Annotated in this window: 20 protein-coding genes; 10 read left to right on the forward strand and 10 right to left on the reverse strand. The window is 65.5% G+C overall.

Annotated elements, in window-relative coordinates:
- Window positions 1-105 precede the first annotated feature (105 nt).
- Window positions 106-969: a type I methionyl aminopeptidase gene (gene map, locus ON44_RS22205; RefSeq protein WP_040693157.1), complete on the reverse strand. Its 864-nt coding sequence runs from the start codon at window positions 967-969 to the stop codon at window positions 106-108.
- 143 nt (window positions 970-1,112) lie between these two features.
- Between map and ON44_RS22210 the strand changes: the two genes are divergently transcribed.
- Window positions 1,113-2,123 (forward strand): LLM class flavin-dependent oxidoreductase, encoded by a 1,011-nt coding sequence (locus ON44_RS22210; RefSeq protein ID WP_040693160.1) that lies wholly within the window; start codon window positions 1,113-1,115, stop codon window positions 2,121-2,123.
- Between the two features lie 7 nt (window positions 2,124-2,130).
- Here the strand turns inward: ON44_RS22210 and ON44_RS22215 are convergent, their stop codons facing one another.
- Together ON44_RS22215 and ON44_RS22220 are read right to left on the reverse strand one after the other, a co-directional pair.
- Window positions 2,131-2,691, reverse strand: a complete 561-nt coding sequence (locus tag ON44_RS22215) for a hypothetical protein (RefSeq protein ID WP_051182325.1) — start codon at window positions 2,689-2,691, stop codon at window positions 2,131-2,133.
- A 120-nt stretch (window positions 2,692-2,811) separates the two neighbouring features.
- Window positions 2,812-3,534, reverse strand: coding sequence for a GntR family transcriptional regulator (locus ON44_RS22220; protein WP_040693305.1), 723 nt, complete (start codon window positions 3,532-3,534; stop codon window positions 2,812-2,814).
- A gap of 136 nt (window positions 3,535-3,670) precedes the next feature.
- On the opposite strand from ON44_RS22220, the gene ON44_RS22225 reads away from it, so the two are divergent.
- The 7 genes from ON44_RS22225 to ON44_RS22255 all read left to right on the forward strand — a co-directional run bounded on the left by ON44_RS22225 (window position 3,671) and on the right by ON44_RS22255 (window position 10,275).
- Window positions 3,671-4,798: a TIGR03364 family FAD-dependent oxidoreductase gene (locus ON44_RS22225; protein ID WP_040693161.1), complete on the forward strand. Its 1,128-nt coding sequence runs from the start codon at window positions 3,671-3,673 to the stop codon at window positions 4,796-4,798.
- A gap of 9 nt (window positions 4,799-4,807) precedes the next feature.
- Entirely contained in the window at window positions 4,808-5,494 is a 687-nt protein-coding gene (locus ON44_RS22230; RefSeq protein ID WP_040693162.1) for a phosphonatase-like hydrolase, read from the forward strand.
- A gap of 62 nt (window positions 5,495-5,556) precedes the next feature.
- A complete protein-coding gene (locus tag ON44_RS22235; RefSeq protein WP_174415116.1) occupies window positions 5,557-6,624 on the forward strand; it encodes a 2-aminoethylphosphonate ABC transporter substrate-binding protein in 1,068 nt (355 codons plus the stop codon).
- A gap of 27 nt (window positions 6,625-6,651) precedes the next feature.
- Entirely contained in the window at window positions 6,652-7,848 is a 1,197-nt protein-coding gene (locus tag ON44_RS22240; RefSeq protein ID WP_051182326.1) for an ABC transporter ATP-binding protein, read from the forward strand.
- Window positions 7,849-7,954: 106 nt separating this feature from the next.
- Window positions 7,955-8,860, forward strand: coding sequence for a 2-aminoethylphosphonate ABC transporter permease subunit (locus ON44_RS22245; protein ID WP_051182327.1), 906 nt, complete (start codon window positions 7,955-7,957; stop codon window positions 8,858-8,860).
- A 2-nt stretch (window positions 8,861-8,862) separates the two neighbouring features.
- Entirely contained in the window at window positions 8,863-9,660 is a 798-nt protein-coding gene (locus ON44_RS22250) for an ABC transporter permease (protein WP_040693163.1), read from the forward strand.
- An 18-nt stretch (window positions 9,661-9,678) separates the two neighbouring features.
- Window positions 9,679-10,275, forward strand: coding sequence for a DUF4126 domain-containing protein (locus ON44_RS22255; RefSeq protein ID WP_040693164.1), 597 nt, complete (start codon window positions 9,679-9,681; stop codon window positions 10,273-10,275).
- Here the strand turns inward: ON44_RS22255 and ON44_RS22260 are convergent.
- Window positions 10,272-10,907, reverse strand: a complete 636-nt coding sequence (locus ON44_RS22260) for a class I SAM-dependent methyltransferase (protein WP_040693315.1) — start codon at window positions 10,905-10,907, stop codon at window positions 10,272-10,274. The two genes, ON44_RS22255 and ON44_RS22260, sit on opposite strands and share 4 nt — an antisense overlap.
- 191 nt (window positions 10,908-11,098) lie before the next feature.
- On the opposite strand from ON44_RS22260, the gene ON44_RS22265 reads away from it, so the two are divergent.
- Window positions 11,099-12,304, forward strand: a complete 1,206-nt coding sequence (locus ON44_RS22265; RefSeq protein ID WP_157187254.1) for a cytochrome P450 family protein — start codon at window positions 11,099-11,101, stop codon at window positions 12,302-12,304.
- Here the strand turns inward: ON44_RS22265 and ON44_RS22270 are convergent.
- The 3 genes from ON44_RS22270 to ON44_RS50370 all read right to left on the reverse strand — a co-directional run bounded on the left by ON44_RS22270 (window position 12,270) and on the right by ON44_RS50370 (window position 13,906).
- A complete protein-coding gene (locus tag ON44_RS22270; protein WP_051182329.1) occupies window positions 12,270-13,244 on the reverse strand; it encodes a helix-turn-helix transcriptional regulator in 975 nt (324 codons plus the stop codon). The two genes, ON44_RS22265 and ON44_RS22270, sit on opposite strands and share 35 nt — an antisense overlap.
- Window positions 13,245-13,262: 18 nt before the next feature.
- On the reverse strand, window positions 13,263-13,502 hold the full coding sequence (locus ON44_RS22275) for a hypothetical protein (protein ID WP_040693167.1): 240 nt from the start codon (window positions 13,500-13,502) through the stop codon (window positions 13,263-13,265).
- 179 nt (window positions 13,503-13,681) lie between these two features.
- Window positions 13,682-13,906: a hypothetical protein gene (locus tag ON44_RS50370; protein WP_157187255.1), complete on the reverse strand. Its 225-nt coding sequence runs from the start codon at window positions 13,904-13,906 to the stop codon at window positions 13,682-13,684.
- Window positions 13,907-14,067: 161 nt separating this feature from the next.
- Here ON44_RS50370 and ON44_RS53510 point away from each other — a divergent pair, with 161 nt between their 5' ends.
- Window positions 14,068-14,199 (forward strand): hypothetical protein, encoded by a 132-nt coding sequence (locus ON44_RS53510; RefSeq protein WP_281005289.1) that lies wholly within the window; start codon window positions 14,068-14,070, stop codon window positions 14,197-14,199.
- A gap of 32 nt (window positions 14,200-14,231) precedes the next feature.
- On the opposite strand, the gene ON44_RS52015 is transcribed toward ON44_RS53510, so the two are convergent.
- The 3 genes from ON44_RS52015 to ON44_RS22290 form a co-directional block, all read right to left on the reverse strand.
- On the reverse strand, window positions 14,232-14,672 hold the full coding sequence (locus ON44_RS52015; protein ID WP_218007618.1) for a DUF4190 domain-containing protein: 441 nt from the start codon (window positions 14,670-14,672) through the stop codon (window positions 14,232-14,234).
- Window positions 14,673-14,800: 128 nt separating this feature from the next.
- The gene (locus ON44_RS22285) at window positions 14,801-15,163 is read right to left on the reverse strand and encodes a hypothetical protein (protein ID WP_040693174.1); all 363 of its coding nucleotides are present in this window, start codon (window positions 15,161-15,163) and stop codon (window positions 14,801-14,803) included.
- A gap of 168 nt (window positions 15,164-15,331) precedes the next feature.
- Window positions 15,332-15,775 (reverse strand): DUF4254 domain-containing protein, encoded by a 444-nt coding sequence (locus ON44_RS22290; RefSeq protein ID WP_040693177.1) that lies wholly within the window; start codon window positions 15,773-15,775, stop codon window positions 15,332-15,334.
- Between the last annotated feature and the right edge of the window lie 229 nt (window positions 15,776-16,004).

Genomic DNA, 16,004 nt, shown 5'->3' on the forward strand with positions numbered 1-16,004 from the left:
CGAGCTTCGAACTGCGCGGTCCACCCATCACGGCAAAGTGAGGATTTCGGCGCCTGACTCGGTCACGACCCAACAGCGCGAGCTTCGAACTGCGCGGTCCACCCATCACGGCAAAGTGAGGATTTCGGCGCCTGACTCGGTCACGACCAGTGTGTGTTCGAACTGCGCGGTCCATTTGCGATCCTTGGTGACCACGGTCCAGCCGTCGTCCCAGATCTCGTAGTCGATACCGCCGAGGTTGATCATCGGCTCGATGGTGAAGGTCATGCCGGGCTCGATGACCGATTCGATGGCGGGCTGGTCGTAGTGCAGGATGACCAGGCCGCTGTGGAAGGTGGGGCCGACGCCGTGCCCGGTGAAATCGCGCACCACGCCGTAGCCGAAGCGGTTGGCGTAGGACTCGATGACGCGCCCGATCACATTGAGCGCCCGGCCCGGCCGAACCGCCTTGATGGCCCGCATGGTCGCCTCGTGTGTGCGCTCGACCAGCAGTCGCACCTCCTCGTCGACATCACCGGCCAGGAAGGTTTTATTGGTGTCGCCGTGCACGCCGTCGATGTAGGCGGTCACGTCGATATTGACGATGTCGCCGTCCTCGATCACCGTCGAGTCCGGAATGCCGTGGCAGATCACCTCGTTCAGCGAGGTGCAGCACGACTTCGGAAAACCCTTGTAGCCCAAGGTCGATGGATACGCGCCGTGGTCGCACATGAATTCGTGCGCGATGCGGTCCAGCTCATCGGTGGTGACACCGGGCGCGACCGCCTTGCCCGCCTCCTCGAGCGCTTGCGCCGCGATCTTGCCCGCGATCCGCATCTTCTCGATGGTCTCGTCCGTCTGCACCCAGGGTTCACGGCCCTCGTTCACGGTCTTCTTCCACGCATACTCCGGACGCTCGATCGAGCGCGGAACCTCACGGGTGGGCGAGAGCGTGCCGGGAACAAGCGGCTGGCGGGTACGCACTGACATGGAACAAGACTATCCGCACCGGTCATCGCCCACTGTCCGTGCCCGCGCCGCGAATGCGCGGTCAACCGATGGAATAGTTGCGGACCATGGTCCGTTTAGGCTAGTGGTTGACGTAGAAACTACACACGAACAGGACTCGAGCTGTGGAACTGGGACTCACGACTTTCGCGGAGCTGTACCCGGTCGACGACCGACCGGCGCCCACCGCGGCCGAACGGCTGCGCGAGGTGGTGGACGAGGCGGTCGCCACCGAGCGCGCCGGACTCGACGTCTATGGCGTCGGCGAACATCACCGCAAGGATTTCGCGGCATCCGCGCCCGCGGTCGTACTGGCCGCGATCGCAGCACGGACCGAGCGCATTCAGCTGACCAGCGCGGTGAGCGTGCTGAGCTCAGACGATCCGGTGCGGGTGTACCAGGATTTCGCCACACTGGACGGACTCTCGAACGGTCGCGCCGAGCTGATGGCAGGACGCGGTTCGTTCACCGAGAGCTTTCCCCTGTTCGGTTACGACCTGAGCGACTATGACGAGCTTTTCGAGGAGAAGCTGGCGCTGTTGCTGCACATCCGCGCGGACGAGCCGGTGACCTGGAACGGCAAGTTCCGTGCCCCACTGCGCGATGCGGTGATCTACCCGCGCACCGACAACCGGCCACTGCCGGTCTGGATTGCCGTGGGCGGCAGCCCGGAATCCGTGGTCCGCGCCGGACTGCTCGGCCTACCGCTGGCGATCGCGATCATCGGCGGCCAACCCGCACGCTTCAAGCCACTGGTGGATCTGTACCACCGGGCGCTCGAAGAGGGCGGCCACGAGAAGCAGCCGGTAGCGGTACACGCGCACGGCTATATCGCCGATACCGACGAACAGGCCGTCGCCGATTTCTACGCGCCGTACGCCGGGGCAATGAGCACCATTGGGCGCGAACGTGGTTGGGGCCCGATGACCCGCGCCCAGTTCGATGCCCTGCGCTCCCAGAGCGGTTCCCTCTTCGTCGGCACCCCGGACTACGTCGCGGAAAAGATCACCGACACCCGCGACACCCTCGGCCTGGACCGCTTCATGCTGCACACCAGCGTCGGCACCCTGCCGCACGAAAAGGTGCTGCACAACATCGAATTGCTCGGCGCGAAGGTCGCACCCCAGGTGCGCTGACGGACCCTCACAAGGTCATCACTCCGGTCTCCGGAATGTCTTGCTGGTGCCGGGATTGCGGCGTCGGAAGCGCGGTGAGAATTCCCAAATCGGGTCGCGCGCAGGCGTAGAAGCGGTCTCTGGCTTCCGACGCTGTCGCAAGTGCCAGTCCAACAGCCTCCGCGGAGACCGACTCGGTGTGCAGTACTCGCAGGTCCCATACCTTCTGCTGCCAAGTCCGCGCCGCCGCCACGGTCGGACCATCGGCGAGCAGGAGTATCGCTTCGAGCAGATCGGCGCGGGCATCTTCGGCCGCGACCAGCATCGGCCAACCTTCCGACAGCCCCAATGTTTCATGCCCCGGCCACAGTTCCGGATGTCTGGCCGCCGCCATCTTGATATGCAGCCGAACCTCGTGCTTGATGGCCGCGGCGAAGGCGACGTACGCCTCCCGCCGGGCACCATCCCATCGTGTCGCATGCTGGCGGTCCCACTGCAAGCGGTCCTTGCGGATGTTGAAGTAGTAACCGATCCAGGCCGAGGTGGCGCCGGTCACGATCGCGATCGCAGCACTGTAGAGGGCAAACACCGGCCCAGCGTACGTGGCCGATCACCCACGCGCGCAATAGATCTCGGCCGCCCCGTCGACCCGCGCCCCACGAAACCCGGGCTGTCGTGGCGAGCAGTGGATGTAGCCCCGCACCAGGGCCTATCCGCCGAGTTGCGCTTCGAAGGCGATGCGGTCGCCCCGATAGAGCGCGCGGACGCGTTCGACGGGCGCACCCTGTTGGTCCACGCTGCGCCGGTGCAGAAGTAGCAGCGGTAGGGCCGTGGTGCACTCGAGGAGGGCGGCCTCGCGCGGGGAGGCCAGGACGGTTTCGATGCGTTCGGTGGCCTTGCCGAGCACCACGCCCGAGGCGCGCACCGCGGCGTAGAGCGATGTCGTCGGGTCGTAGGTATCCCGTAGGTGACCGAACCGGTCGAGCGGCATGAAGGTGCTCTCCAGGCCGATGCGTTCGCCGTCGGCGAGGAGTACGCGTTCGAGGCGCATGACCGAGGTGCCGATAGCGAGCCCGAGGTCACGGGCGGTATCCGCGTCGGCGGGGACGTCGTCCCACCCGACCAGCAGTCGGCCCGGCACGCGGCCGTGACTGATCGCGCCCTCGGTGTAGCAACGCAGCGACAGTGGCTGCACCATCTTCGGCCGGGACACCACCGTCCCCCGGCCCTGGCGTCGGATTCGACCCTCCACCAATAGATCTCGCAGCGCCTGCCGGACGGTTTCGCGGGCGACCTCGAATCGAACGGCGAGGTCCCGCTCCGAGGGGACGGAATCCCCCTCCTCCAGATCGGTCAGCAGCTGCTCCAGTTCGGTGCGCACCAGGTACGACTTCGGCAGCCGCGGCGCGAAATCGACACGCCCGCTGAGCATTTCATCGGCCCCGGCTCCGGTCGCACCTGATGTGTCCATACCCGACAGCCTACCCCGCATTGGTCTATACCAATTGTTAACCCAGCGTTCGCGCGCGAAACACTCCTTGGTCTAGACCATTGCGCATTATGTATTCATGCGATTGGTCATCATCGGCGGCGGAATCCTCGGCACCGCGCACGCCCTGGCCGCCATCGGCCGTGGTCACGAGGTCGTGCAGCTGGAGCGGGAGCCCGAGGCGCGCGGTGCGACGGTGCGCAATTTCGGCCTGGTGTGGGTTTCCGGGCGTTCGGCCACCGAACTGGACTTCACGCTGCGTTCCCGGCAACTGTGGGAGGAAATCGGCGGCAAGGCGCCCGGTGTCGGATTCCGGCCCGCCGGATCGATCACGCTGGTGCGCACCCCCACCGAACTCGCGGTCGCCGAGGCCGCCGCGGCGAGACCGGATGCCGGAGCCCGCGGCCTCGAACTGCTCGAACCCGAACAGGTGCGCGCGATCACTCCGGCCCTGCGCGGCAAATTCCTTGCCGGACTGCACTGTTCGACCGATGCCGCCGTGGAATCCCGGCAGGCACTGCCCGCGCTGCGCGCCTATATGACCGCATCGGACCGCTACACCTTCCATGCGAGCACGGAGGCGCGCCAGGTCACCGATACCGGTTCCGGTGCGACGGTTCTCGATGATCAGGGCCGCTCCTTCGACGCAGATCTCGTGGTGGTCTGTCCGGGCGCCGCGCACACCGGCCTGACCCGCGAACTCGTCGGCACCATCCCGGTGCGCCGAGTCCGGCTGCAGATGATGCAGACCGCGCCGCTCGGCGAACCGCTGACCACCGCGATCGCCGACGGCGACAGCTTCCGCTACTACCCGGGCTTCGCCGGTCCGGAGTTGAACGTGCTGAACGCGGAGCAGTCGCAGACCGCGATCGCCGCCGAGCACAGGATGCAGCTGCTGTGCGTACAGCGCTTGAACGGCGGTCTCACAATCGGCGACACCCACGAATACGAGGAGCCCTTCGCCTTCGATGTGGACGAGGCGCCGTACGAACACCTCACCGCCGTCACCGAGGAACTGCTGGGACGCAAACTCCCGCAGGTGGTGCGGCGCTGGGCGGGCGTCTACAGCCAGAGCATCGATCCGGCCACGATCGTGACCCGCGCGAAGGCCGATGCGCATATCTGGGTCGTCACCGGCCCGGGCGGACGCGGCATGACCCTCGGCCCCGCGATCGGCGCGGAAACCGCCGACCTGCTTAATCTCTGAGGAGCACCCGTGTCGGATAAGCACATCACCCTCGCCGTCCTGGATATGGCGGGCACCACGATCGCCGACGGCGGACTGGTACTGCGTGCCTTCGATGCCGCCGCGACCAGTGCCGGTATCGAAACCGAAGGGCCGCAACGCGATAAGGCCCGTCAGTATGTGCTCGACACCATGGGCCAGTCGAAGATCGCGGTCTTCCGCGCCCTGCTCGGCGACGAGGAGCACGCACGGGCCGCCAACCTCGCCTTCGAGGCCGCCTATGACGCACTGATCGACGAGGTCGACATCACTCCGATTCCCGGTGCGGCCGAGGCGATTTCCGCACTGCGCACGGCGGGAGTCAAGGTCGCGCTCACCACGGGCTTCAGCCGCACTACCCAGGATCGGCTGCTGAATGCGTTGGGCTGGAACGAGATCGCCGATCTGACGCTGGCCCCCTCGGATGCCGGACGCGGCCGTCCGTACCCGGACATGGTCCTGACCGCGCTGCTGCGGCTCGGCATCGATGCCGTGGATCAGGTTGCGGTACTCGGTGATACGACCAGCGATATCGCCAGCGGTCTGGCCGCCGGTGCGCGAATCGTCGCAGGGACACTGACCGGCGCACATGACGCAGCGCGATTGCGTGCGGCGGGAGCCACCCACGTGGTGGCCTCGGTCACCGAATTCGCGGATTTGATCCTCGACCGAATCTGATCGCCCCGAATCCCCCGTCCCTTCGATTCCACACCCGACACGAACCGAAAGTTGTAGTCATCGTGCGTACTTCGAACACGCAGGGCCGTCTGGCACGCACCATTTCCCGGACCGCGCTGGCCGTCGCCACCGTCACTGCCGTCGCACTCACCGCGGCCTGTGGCGGCACCGGCACCGACAGCGGCGGCGGCCGAACCATCACCGTGTACTCCGCCGACGGCGTCGGCAGCTGGTACACGACCCAATTCGACGAATTCAAGAAGAAGACCGGTATTTCGGTGAACCTGGTCGAGGCCGGTTCGGGCGAGGTGGTCAACCGGGTGGACAAGGAGCAGTCCAATCCGCAGGCCGATGTGGTGGTGACACTGCCGCCGTTCATTCAGAAGGCCAAGAGCTCGGGGTTGTTGCAGGACAGCGGAATCGACACCAGCTTCGTCGCGGCCGGTGATAAGGATGCCGACGGCGAGTACGTCACGCTGGCGGGTAACTACCTGTCCTTCATTGCCAACCCGACGGTCGACACCACCAATCTCACCTGGGACGACCTGCTGAAGCCGGAGTTCAAAGGCAAGCTGCAGTATTCGACGCCGGGTCAGGCCGGTGACGGCACCGCGGTGTTGATCCTGCTGCAGAATCTGCTCGGCAAGCAGGGCGCACTGGACTACCTGGCCAAGTTGCAGGCCAATAATGTCGGCCCGTCCTCGTCCACCGGCAAGCTGCAGGCCAAGGTCGACAAGGGTGAGCTGGTTGTCGCCAATGGCGATGTACAGATGAACCTCACCACCGTCAAGGACAAGGGCTCGAAGTTCAATATCTTCTTCCCGGCCGCCGACGGTAAGCGCTCCACCGTGGCCGTGCCCTACGTAATGGGCCTGGCCAAGGGCGCTCCGCACCAGAGCGAGGCGAAGCAGCTCATGGAGTTCCTGCTCTCGGCCGACGCGCAGAAGTCGCTGCCCGATACCTTCGCGGTCCCCGCCCGCAAGGAGCTGCGTGATGCCCCGGCGACCGGTTCCGGTCCCTCGGCCAGCGCCGTACTCAAAGGGGTCGAAGTCGTGAATGTCGATTGGACCAAGGTGCTTTCGGACCTGGACGCCGACGTGGCGGCTTACAACAAGGCAACCGGGCAGTAGATCCGCCAAAACCGAGGAGCCGCAATCATGTCCGTCGGTGACGCGCATCCCAGGTCGGTCATTGCAGCCGAAATAACGACCACCGCAACCGAACCCGCGATTGTGTTCGACCGGGTGGGGGTCAGCTACGGCCGCGGCCGCAAGTCCACGGTCGCGCTGGCCGATTTCAATCTGTGCGTCGCCGCCGGTGAAACTGTCGCGCTCCTCGGACCGAGCGGCTCAGGCAAATCGACCGCGCTCAAGGCACTGGCCGGATTCGTCCGGCCGACCTCGGGTGCGGTGCGGCTGGCCGGACGCGATGTCACCGACCTGTCGCCCGCCAAGCGCGGGATCGGTGTGGTCGTGCAGTCGTATGCGCTGTTTCCGCATATGCGGGTGCACGACAATGTGGCGTTCGGGTTGAAGGCGCATCGGGTGCCACGCAAGGAGATCGACGGTCGCGTGGCCGAGGCTCTGGCAATGGTCGGCATGGCGGCGTTTGCGAAGCGGTTGCCGCGCGAACTGTCCGGTGGCCAGCAGCAGCGGGTGGCGATCGCGCGTGCGCTGGCGATCCGGCCGAAGGTGCTGCTGCTCGACGAACCGCTGGCCGCGCTGGATGCCCAGTTGCGGCAGTCGATGCTCGGTGAGTTGCAGGAGTTGCGAAAGGCATTGCCGGATACGGCGATGCTGTATGTCACCCATGATCAGGCCGAAGCGCTGGCCTTAGCGGATCGGATCGCGGTGATGCGCGATGCCCGGCTGGTCGATATCGACACCGCCGGGAATCTGTGGCGGCGACCGCCCAGTGACTTCACGGCGGCATTCCTCGGCGGCGCAAACCTGTTGCCCTGTACCGTGAATCGGGTATCCGGCACCGCCGCACTGGTTACCGTCGGGGCTTTTACGCTGCGGGCCGAGGCACCGGATATCTCCGGTGGTTGGGGCGTGGACGCACCCGGATTGCTCTGTGTGCGTCCGCATACCGTACAGATCGGTGCCACCTCGGAGCGGAACGCGTCGCGCAGCACCGTGGTATCGAGTGTGTGGCGTGGGGCTTCGACGCGATTGCGGCTGACGGTAGACGGATTGGATGACGAGATCACCGTCGATGTGCCCGGCCATCTCGATACCGAGGTCGGCGCGATCACCGGTGTACGGTTCCCGGACCCGGCGGGAGTTTTGATTCCGCCGACCATCGGTGCGGCAGGGACTTCGGCCGCGCACGAGCCAGGCGTACCGAAATGAGGGGCGGCACGATTCCGGCTCGATGGGGCGCCGTGGAGCGAAGTAATCGAATCATGTGCCAGCGTTGCGCGGGCATGTCGGAGCCGAGCGGCAGTGAGGCTCAGGCATGAGCAATTCTGCGCTGCTCGAGCTACAGATTGCCGACGATGCACCTCCTCCGGACACTGCGCTGCGGCGCAATTGGCGGCCGGTGGTGTGGACCCTGCCGCCGCTGCTCGTGGTGCTGCTCATCGCGGTGTATCCGATAGTGCGGGTACTCGCCGAATCGACCGAGACCGAGGACGGTCGGGGTACGGCCGTCTGGTCGCAGGTGCTCAGCTCGGAATCCTTCCGTAATGCGTTGTGGCGCACCATTTCCATTGCGGTCTGCTCGACCGCCGGGTGTCTGGTGCTCGGCACGTTTCTCGCGATTGTGCTGGCATTCGTGCCGTTTCCCGGTTCGGCGCTGGTCGGCAGATTGATCGATACGGTGCTCACGCTGCCGTCATTCCTGATCACCTTGGCCTTCACGTTTCTGTACGGCACCGCCGGTGCTGTCAACGCGGTGATCGCCAGGATCACCGGGGACAAGACGCCGGTGCTGGACTTCCTGAGCACCCCACTCGGTGTGATTCTCGCCGAGATCACGTTCTTCACTCCGTTCGTGGTACGTCCGCTTCTGGCCGGATTCGCTCAACTGCCACGCGAACAATTGGATGTGGCCGCCAGCCTCGGCGCGTCGCCGTGGCGGGTGCTGCGTCAGGTGGTCATGCCGGAGGCATGGCCCGCACTGGCGGCGGGCGGCAGTCTCGTACTGCTGTTGACGCTCAACGAATTCGGCATCGTGCTGTTCACCGGCGCGAAGGGCGTGACAACCCTGCCCGCACTGATCTATACCCGCGGCATCGTGACCTTCGACCTGCCGGGCGCGGCAGTACTGGCCTCGGTGCAGGTGCTGCTGTCGCTGAGCCTGTATATCGGGTACCGGCTGGTCTTCGCCCGCTTCACCGGCCGTGCCGGAAGGGAGAGCTGACCATGCTGGTCTGGACGCGTCGTGGCCGTGGAATCGTGTTGGCGATTTTCGCGCTTGTCGTGGTCGTGGTGTTCGTCGCGCCGATCGCCACTGTGGTCGCGGCGGCGCTGGCGGGCAGCTGGACCGGTCCGCTGCCCTCGAATCTCGGACTCGCCAACTTCCGTGCGGCGCTGTCCGGCCAAGAGGCCGCGAGTCTTTCGGTCAGTCTGCAGACCGCACTGCTCTCCGGTGGGGTTGCTCTGATCCTGGGTACCTGGGCCGCACTCGCCGCGCGCGAGGCCCCTGGCTGGTGGCGCAAACTCACCGACGCGGTCTTCCATCTGCCGGTGGCGGTACCGTCGGTGGCCATAGGTCTCGGCGTGCTTATCGCTTTCAATGAGCGGCCGCTGCTGCTCGGCGGCACCAAATGGATTGTCATCGTGGCACATTCGGTGCTGGTGCTGGCCTACTCTTTCAGCGCGGTCTCGGCCGCACTCGACCGGCTCGATCCCGCCTACCGGCAGGCTGCGGAATCCCTCGGTGCGGGTCCGGTTCGAGTGCTGTTCCAGGTGACGCTGCCGCTACTGCTGCCCGCCCTCGGCGCTGCCGCGGGTTTGGCGATCGCGCTGTCGATGGGCGAGCTCGGTGCGACCGTCATGGTTTATCCGGCCACCTGGAAAACATTGCCGGTCACCATTTTCGGGCTCTCCGATCGCGGTGAGGTATTCGATGCGGCCGCGAGTACCTGCCTGCTATTGGCGGTGACGCTGGCCGCCTTGGTCACCCTCGGTCGGCTGCGTGGTCGCGCCGCGCTGCGCTGAGCACCATACGATGGCCCCATGTCAGCACTGCCCCTTGTCTTCACCGCGGGCTGGGCGAGCGGGGTCAATGCCTATGCGGTGGTCCTGCTGCTCGGCATCTTCGGCGTGACCGGTCTGTCCGATGAGGTGCCGGAGGCACTGCAGCGCACCGATGTGCTGATCGCGGCCGGTGTGTTGTTCCTCATCGAGGCGGTCGCGGATAAGGTCCCCTATCTCGACAGCTTCTGGGATGCGGTGCACACCATCGTGCGCCCGGCATCAGGTGCGGTTGTCGCGGCACTGCTCGCAGGCCAGGATGGTTCGCTTCCCCAGCTCGCGGCCGGCGCGGTCGGCGGAACCACCGCCCTGGCAAGCCATCTCGTGAAGGCCGGAACGCGGATGGCGATCAACACCTCGCCGGAGCCCGCGAGCAATATCGTCATGAGTCTCGTCGAGGATCTGACCGTCGGCGGCATCGTCACCATCGCGATCTTCCACCCGGTCGTGGCGGCCGTGTGCGCGAGCATACTGCTGGTGATCGGTTTGATCCTGGTTTATCTGCTTGCGAGTCGAATCCGCCGCTACCGCATTCGCCGCAGACAACGGCGCGAGGCCAAACGGGCGGCAGCTGTCTAGGCGGGTTTGCGCCACACCAACGAGTAGCGCCAGAAGACCAGCCGCCGCACCCGCGCACCGGGCAGAACCGCCGCGACCCGCACCCGCACCTGCCGCGTCGTCAGCGGCGGATCGAGCACAACCGGCATGACATCATGCGTCTGCTCAACGGCGTACCAACTCCCCCGTCCACGCGCCCGAAGAATCCGAAACACCATCCCGAGCACCCGATGCCCGATCGCCGCCACCAACTCGACGGGCAGCTCCCGAAGGAGATCGGGCCGCGGCAATGCCACAGCAGCGATCACACCACCCGGCCGCACTGCCCGCGCCAACACCGGCAGCACCTCATCGAGCGGCATATGGTGCAACGTGCTGATCGACACGATCGCGTCATAGGCGCCCTCTGCCAGCGGCTCGGTCAGTACATCCCCGAGCATGCAGCGGACATTGTCCGGCGTCGCCTGCTTCGCGGCGTCGATCATCACCGGCGACCGGTCGATTGCATCAACGTGCTCGACCCGCCGCGCGAGTTCCCCCGCGAATGCCCCGGCCCCACAACCGACGTCCAACACCCGAGCACACGGGTGGGGCAGTTGCCGCATGAGAAACCGTTGGTAATAGGCGTTGTGACTCCAATTGAGCTTGCTCATCGAGAACACCTTGCCACCCGTCCGCCGAAACTCCGTCCGCGCCCGAAGTTATGTTCCGATCGCGGCGGAATTCCGTTGCGGAGCAGAGGGTCTGGATCGGGACCCGGGCGACGCGGCCGGTGATCGACACTGACCTGGCCCGAACCGGGACGGTCCGGGTGCCATCCGTCGATCACACCATTGGAGACAGTATGACCGAGTCGGTCATCCAGCTGCCCACCGCTGGAGAAACGGTTCTCGAAACCTACGAGCGAATTTCGCAACGCGGGCCGGTGGTTCCGGTCGAGTTGACCGGCGGCGTCGCGGCCTGGGTCGCGGCGAGCCACAAGGCGGTGACCGACGTTCTGGCGGGCGACGGCACTGTATTCAGCAAGAATGCCAAGAACTGTGCGGCCCTGCACGACGGCACTATTCCGGCGGATTGGCCGATGCGCGCGTTCACCGATATCGACCACATGCTGAACAAGGACGGCGAGGACCATCGGAGGCTGCGCCGGACGATCAGCGCCGCGTTCACCCCGGCTCGGGTCGCCGCACTCGAATCCCGGATTCAGCAGATCACTACGGAGTTCATCGACGACTTCGCCGACGAGAAGGACGAATTCGATCTCGTCCCGCGATTCACCCTCCCGTTCCCGGTGCGGGTGATCTGTGAACTGTACGGGGTCGGCGAGGCGGATCGGTCGCGGATCCGCGATTGGGCCACCACCCTCATGTCGCAGACCAGCACCGGTGAGCAGATGCAGGCCGCCATGACGGAGATGCTGGCGTTCCTCGCGGAATTCCTCGAGGCCAAACGGCGCGAGCCCGGCGACGACCTCACCTCCGCCATGCTGGCGGCCAACACCGACAACCTGACCACCGACGATATGGTCAACATGTTGTGGCTGGTGATCATGGCCGGCCACGAGACCACGGTGCACCTGCTGGCCAACGCGATCATCGCACTGTGCGAGAACCCGGTGCAGCTGGACAAGGCCCGCACCGAGGACCGCTGGGCGGACGTGGTCGAGGAGGCACTGCGCTTCCGGTCGCCGGTGTACAGCGCCAACCTCCGTTATGCCCAGCAGGATGTCACCATCGCGGGCGTCGACCTGCCAGCGGGCGCGATCGTCATCTGGAACGGCAATGTCGGGCGAGACCCGGAGCGATACCCGAACGCGGATGTGTTCGACATCGACCACGATCACCGGAGTCAGTTGGCCTTCGGCAGGGGCCCGCACGTCTGCCTGGGCGCACCGCTGGCCCGCCTGGAGGCGCGCATCGCGCTGTCCACGCTGTTCGACCGCTTCCCGCTGCTGCGCCTGGCCCGGGATTCGGCGCTGCTTCCGGTCAGCCCGCAGTTCATGACCGCGGGCCCGCTCACTCTGCCGGTGCGTTTGCACCCAGCCGACTGACCACCGATGCCGGCTGGCCGGTCTCGGCCAGCCGACGTTTGCGGAACTCCCGCGGGGTTTCGCCGAATCGCGCCTTGAACGCGGCGGAGAACCAGGTGACGGTGAATCCGCTGCGCGCGGCGATCTCGCCGATGGTAAGTGTCGTGCTCGGGTTTTCGAGCATGCCGCGTGCCGCACGCAGTGATTCATCCTGGCGCACTTCACGATACGTGGTTCCGGATTGCTCCAGCGCGGTACGCAGCTGCCGCGGCGACCAGCTCAATGCCCGCGCCACCGCGGACAGCCGAAGGTCGGCGACCCCGATATTGTCGCGCACATACCGGCGCACGGCCTCGGCCGTCTCGGCCAGCTGGGTCCGCTGCGGGGTGCTGTCGCCGACGGCCATCATGCACAGCAGTTCGGTGGTCCGGTCACAGACCGCATTGAATTGACGGCCGGTGAGTCGGGATCGCTCGGCATGGGTGTCGCGGATCATGCTTCGGGTGATGCGTCCGAGTCCGGATTCGAGGTCGAATACCGGTCGGCGCGCGCCGAGCGGTGATATCGCGTGGTCGACCTCGGTACGTGGGATCTGGAAGCCGAATGCCACCGAGCTGGGCACCCCTAACCGAAGTGCTTGGTCCAAGCCCGTCAGAACCGCCTGTCCCGGTGCCACACAAGTGATTTCGCGATCGTCGGCGACCGTGAACGACCCGCGCTCCGGAACCACCAGCCAGTAGAAGTTCTCGGCGGGCATCCGGCGGATGTGTGCCGGTGTGCGGAACGCCAGCCGATCGCCCGGCTGATCCCAGCGCAGCAGGTTGTAGCTCGTCGTATGCTGCGTGATCAGCGTGACCTGCCACTGGTTCCGATCTCGATATCGATGATCCATCGGAACAATGCTGTTGGCCACAGCGGTCCATTCATCGACACCGGTCACGTGCAGTTCGTCGTATCTCATGTCGACACCCCGATCACCTCACCGGACAACGATATCCGGTCCGCTGAACAAAAGGTCGGCCGAACAGGATCGGGGTGACCAGGTGGACGCCACCAGCTGCGCATGTGGTGCGCGGCTGTGCAATTCGCGATCCGGGTCGCCGAGCAGCCGCTGCTGGATGCCACTGCCGACAGCGTGCAGCCGTCGGTCCGCCTCGTCACGCTCGGAACAAGCCAATTGGTCGGAAGTCAGCCGCGCGAAGGGGGATTCCGCTGCCATTCTGCCCTGCCTGTCGGTCGAACGCTGCGCGATGCAGCAAGTATCTTGCCCAACAGTCGAACTCGTGTATTCACGGCCGTCCCGAAAACATAAGTTCTCTGCCTCGGAACAGAATTGAGGGGCGTCAGGCCACGGGTGAGGAGTTGGTCGACGGAATGCATCGAACCGCAGACGGCAGCTCACCACGGTCGCGGCCGGACGCAGGCCGCCGAGTACCGCAGTCCGGTGCCGTCGGTGCGCAGCGGCCCGATCGGTTCCCGGCCGCGGTCACGTGCCGACGATTGCCGGATGGCGTCATCCTCGGCGAGTAGGGCGGACAACCCAGCACCACAACGGAATTGCGTGCGCTCACCAATCGACCGTTTCGTATGCAGTGCGGGCGACTGCTGCACCAGGTTTGACATAGGTCCGGCCTCCGGTTACGCATGAGTGATGCACAACGACCGACGAATCTGATCGTGGGCACGCTGCTGGCGCTGGTTTCCGCGTTGAGCTACGGGCTGTCTGATTTCCTGGGTGGAGTCGCGTCACGGCGCGTCGGGTTCGGACGTGTTGCTCTGCAGTCGTGCTGTCTTCGCTCTACCCCATCGTCCCGGTGATCCTGGGCGTGTCCGCGCTGAAAGAGCAACTGCGCCGGAGCCAGGTCATCGGGCTGGCCGCCGCTTTGATCGCCAGCACGATCATCGCCACTTCCTGATCGTGACGACAGTTCTCAGTACAGGAGGCTGCTCATAACAGCTGGGGCAGCATGATGAACTCGGCGGTGAGCGCGAGCACCGACAGGATGATTCCCATGACCGCCAGGCCCTTGGCGCGGCGTTGTCCGGTGCAGCCGACGATCCCGAGGACGAGTCCGGGAATTGCGAACGGGAGGCCGATCAACGGTCGCACGCCGGTCAGGTCGATCATCGGCAGGAACGGGAGTACGCAACCGACGATGCCGAGGATCGCCGACGCTACCGCGAACCATGGCCCCTGCCGCCGATCGGTCGGCGGTGAGCCGCCTTGCCATCCGGGGTCATTGGTGTACACCCAGGGTTGTTGCTGCTGAGGAGGATTCGGCGAGTACGCACCCGGCGGGATAGGCGCGGAGTATCCGGCGTTCGGGCCGGGAGCCGCCGTACCGGGGTGCCAGCCCGGGGTGGGTTCCGGCGGCGGACTGTACGACATCGGTAATCCTCACTCACAAAATTCCCGAGAATGGCCTGCTATCGCTTGCAGGCCACGATAGCCGCATATCGAGGTCTGTATCTGGCCCAAATCCGCTGGGCCGAAAGCGAACCGACCGAATGGTTTGTTCAATAGGCCGATACGGTAGCGGGCGGCGCGCTGGTCGACCATCCCGCGCGGCGAGTGAAGGCGGCCTTGCCGAGCGCACTCCACACCAGCACCCGGAGACCATACTCGCCATCGCAGGCGCCCTGTCCCGTAGCGGCGAGTTGGCCAGCCCGCTTGCCCCGGTGATGCTGATCCAGCAGTGCGGGAATCACTTCGGCTGGTCGGCACCGCGGGTCGAACCGCTCGCGCACCGCGCGCCCACGACACGGTCGACATTCGCGTCGCGGCGGCAGCAGTCCGGATGGCTGCCGAATGAGTTCGGGCGCTGTCGAATTCAGAGCAGTGGCGAATTCCGTGGCGGGCGTGCCGCGCCAGTCGACCACGCGGCACGCCGGGCGGGGCGCCCCGTTGCGCCCGCCGTCACTGTGCCGGCGACGTTAGCGTCCGGGTCGGGTCATTGGTCGGACAACACGGATCCGGGACGTCGCCAATTGAGCAGTAACGCTGTCGGGGCAGTGTCACTATTGCGGACGAAGGCCGCCGTCAAGACTTCACTGTTCAGGCAAACGGCGGCGGCCACCGGCCACGTCGGTTACCAGATCAGTGTAGCCGTCGACGAGTTCGGCCAAGTGGTACCAGTGTTTATGGGTATTGTCGCTACGCGCGCCATCGACATCTATGGCGGTGTTGGCATCCACCCAGCTGCGCGCCATCCGATCCACCACCGCACCGAGGCTCTCGGTATGTAGCGAAGCGCCATTGCGATGCTGCGGGATCTCCTGCGCAATCCACTCATTGATATCGTCGACGAGTTCGCTACGACGGCAATCGATTTCGGCCACGAGGTGCATGTCTTGAATCTCGGCACGACGTGCGTGCAGTTCGGCGAGTGCGTGTGCGGAACGCAGTAATTCACGATCTTGAAAACGTCGTCCCTGAAATGCACACAATATCTGCGGAGCGGTCGGCAGCACCCCCACCGTGGGCGCGCTCATCGCCGTACCTCGAATTCACCCGACACCAACGCGCTTTGTACCAACATGATTGGCTCTCGATTCGGTTATCCCGGTCATCGGATCGGTTCTACACAACTAGCGTAGCTGGATCATGCTCTTACAAATGCAAGAACGCAAGAGTGCGTTCTCATTGCTGCGGTCACGACCTGGTCACCGAGTGGCGGTCCCACAGACAGCTAGTGACAACGACTTTCACGCTCGATACACA

The sequence above is a fragment of the Nocardia vinacea NBRC 16497 genome, assembly GCF_000308835.1.
Taxonomy (GTDB): domain Bacteria; phylum Actinomycetota; class Actinomycetes; order Mycobacteriales; family Mycobacteriaceae; genus Nocardia; species Nocardia vinacea.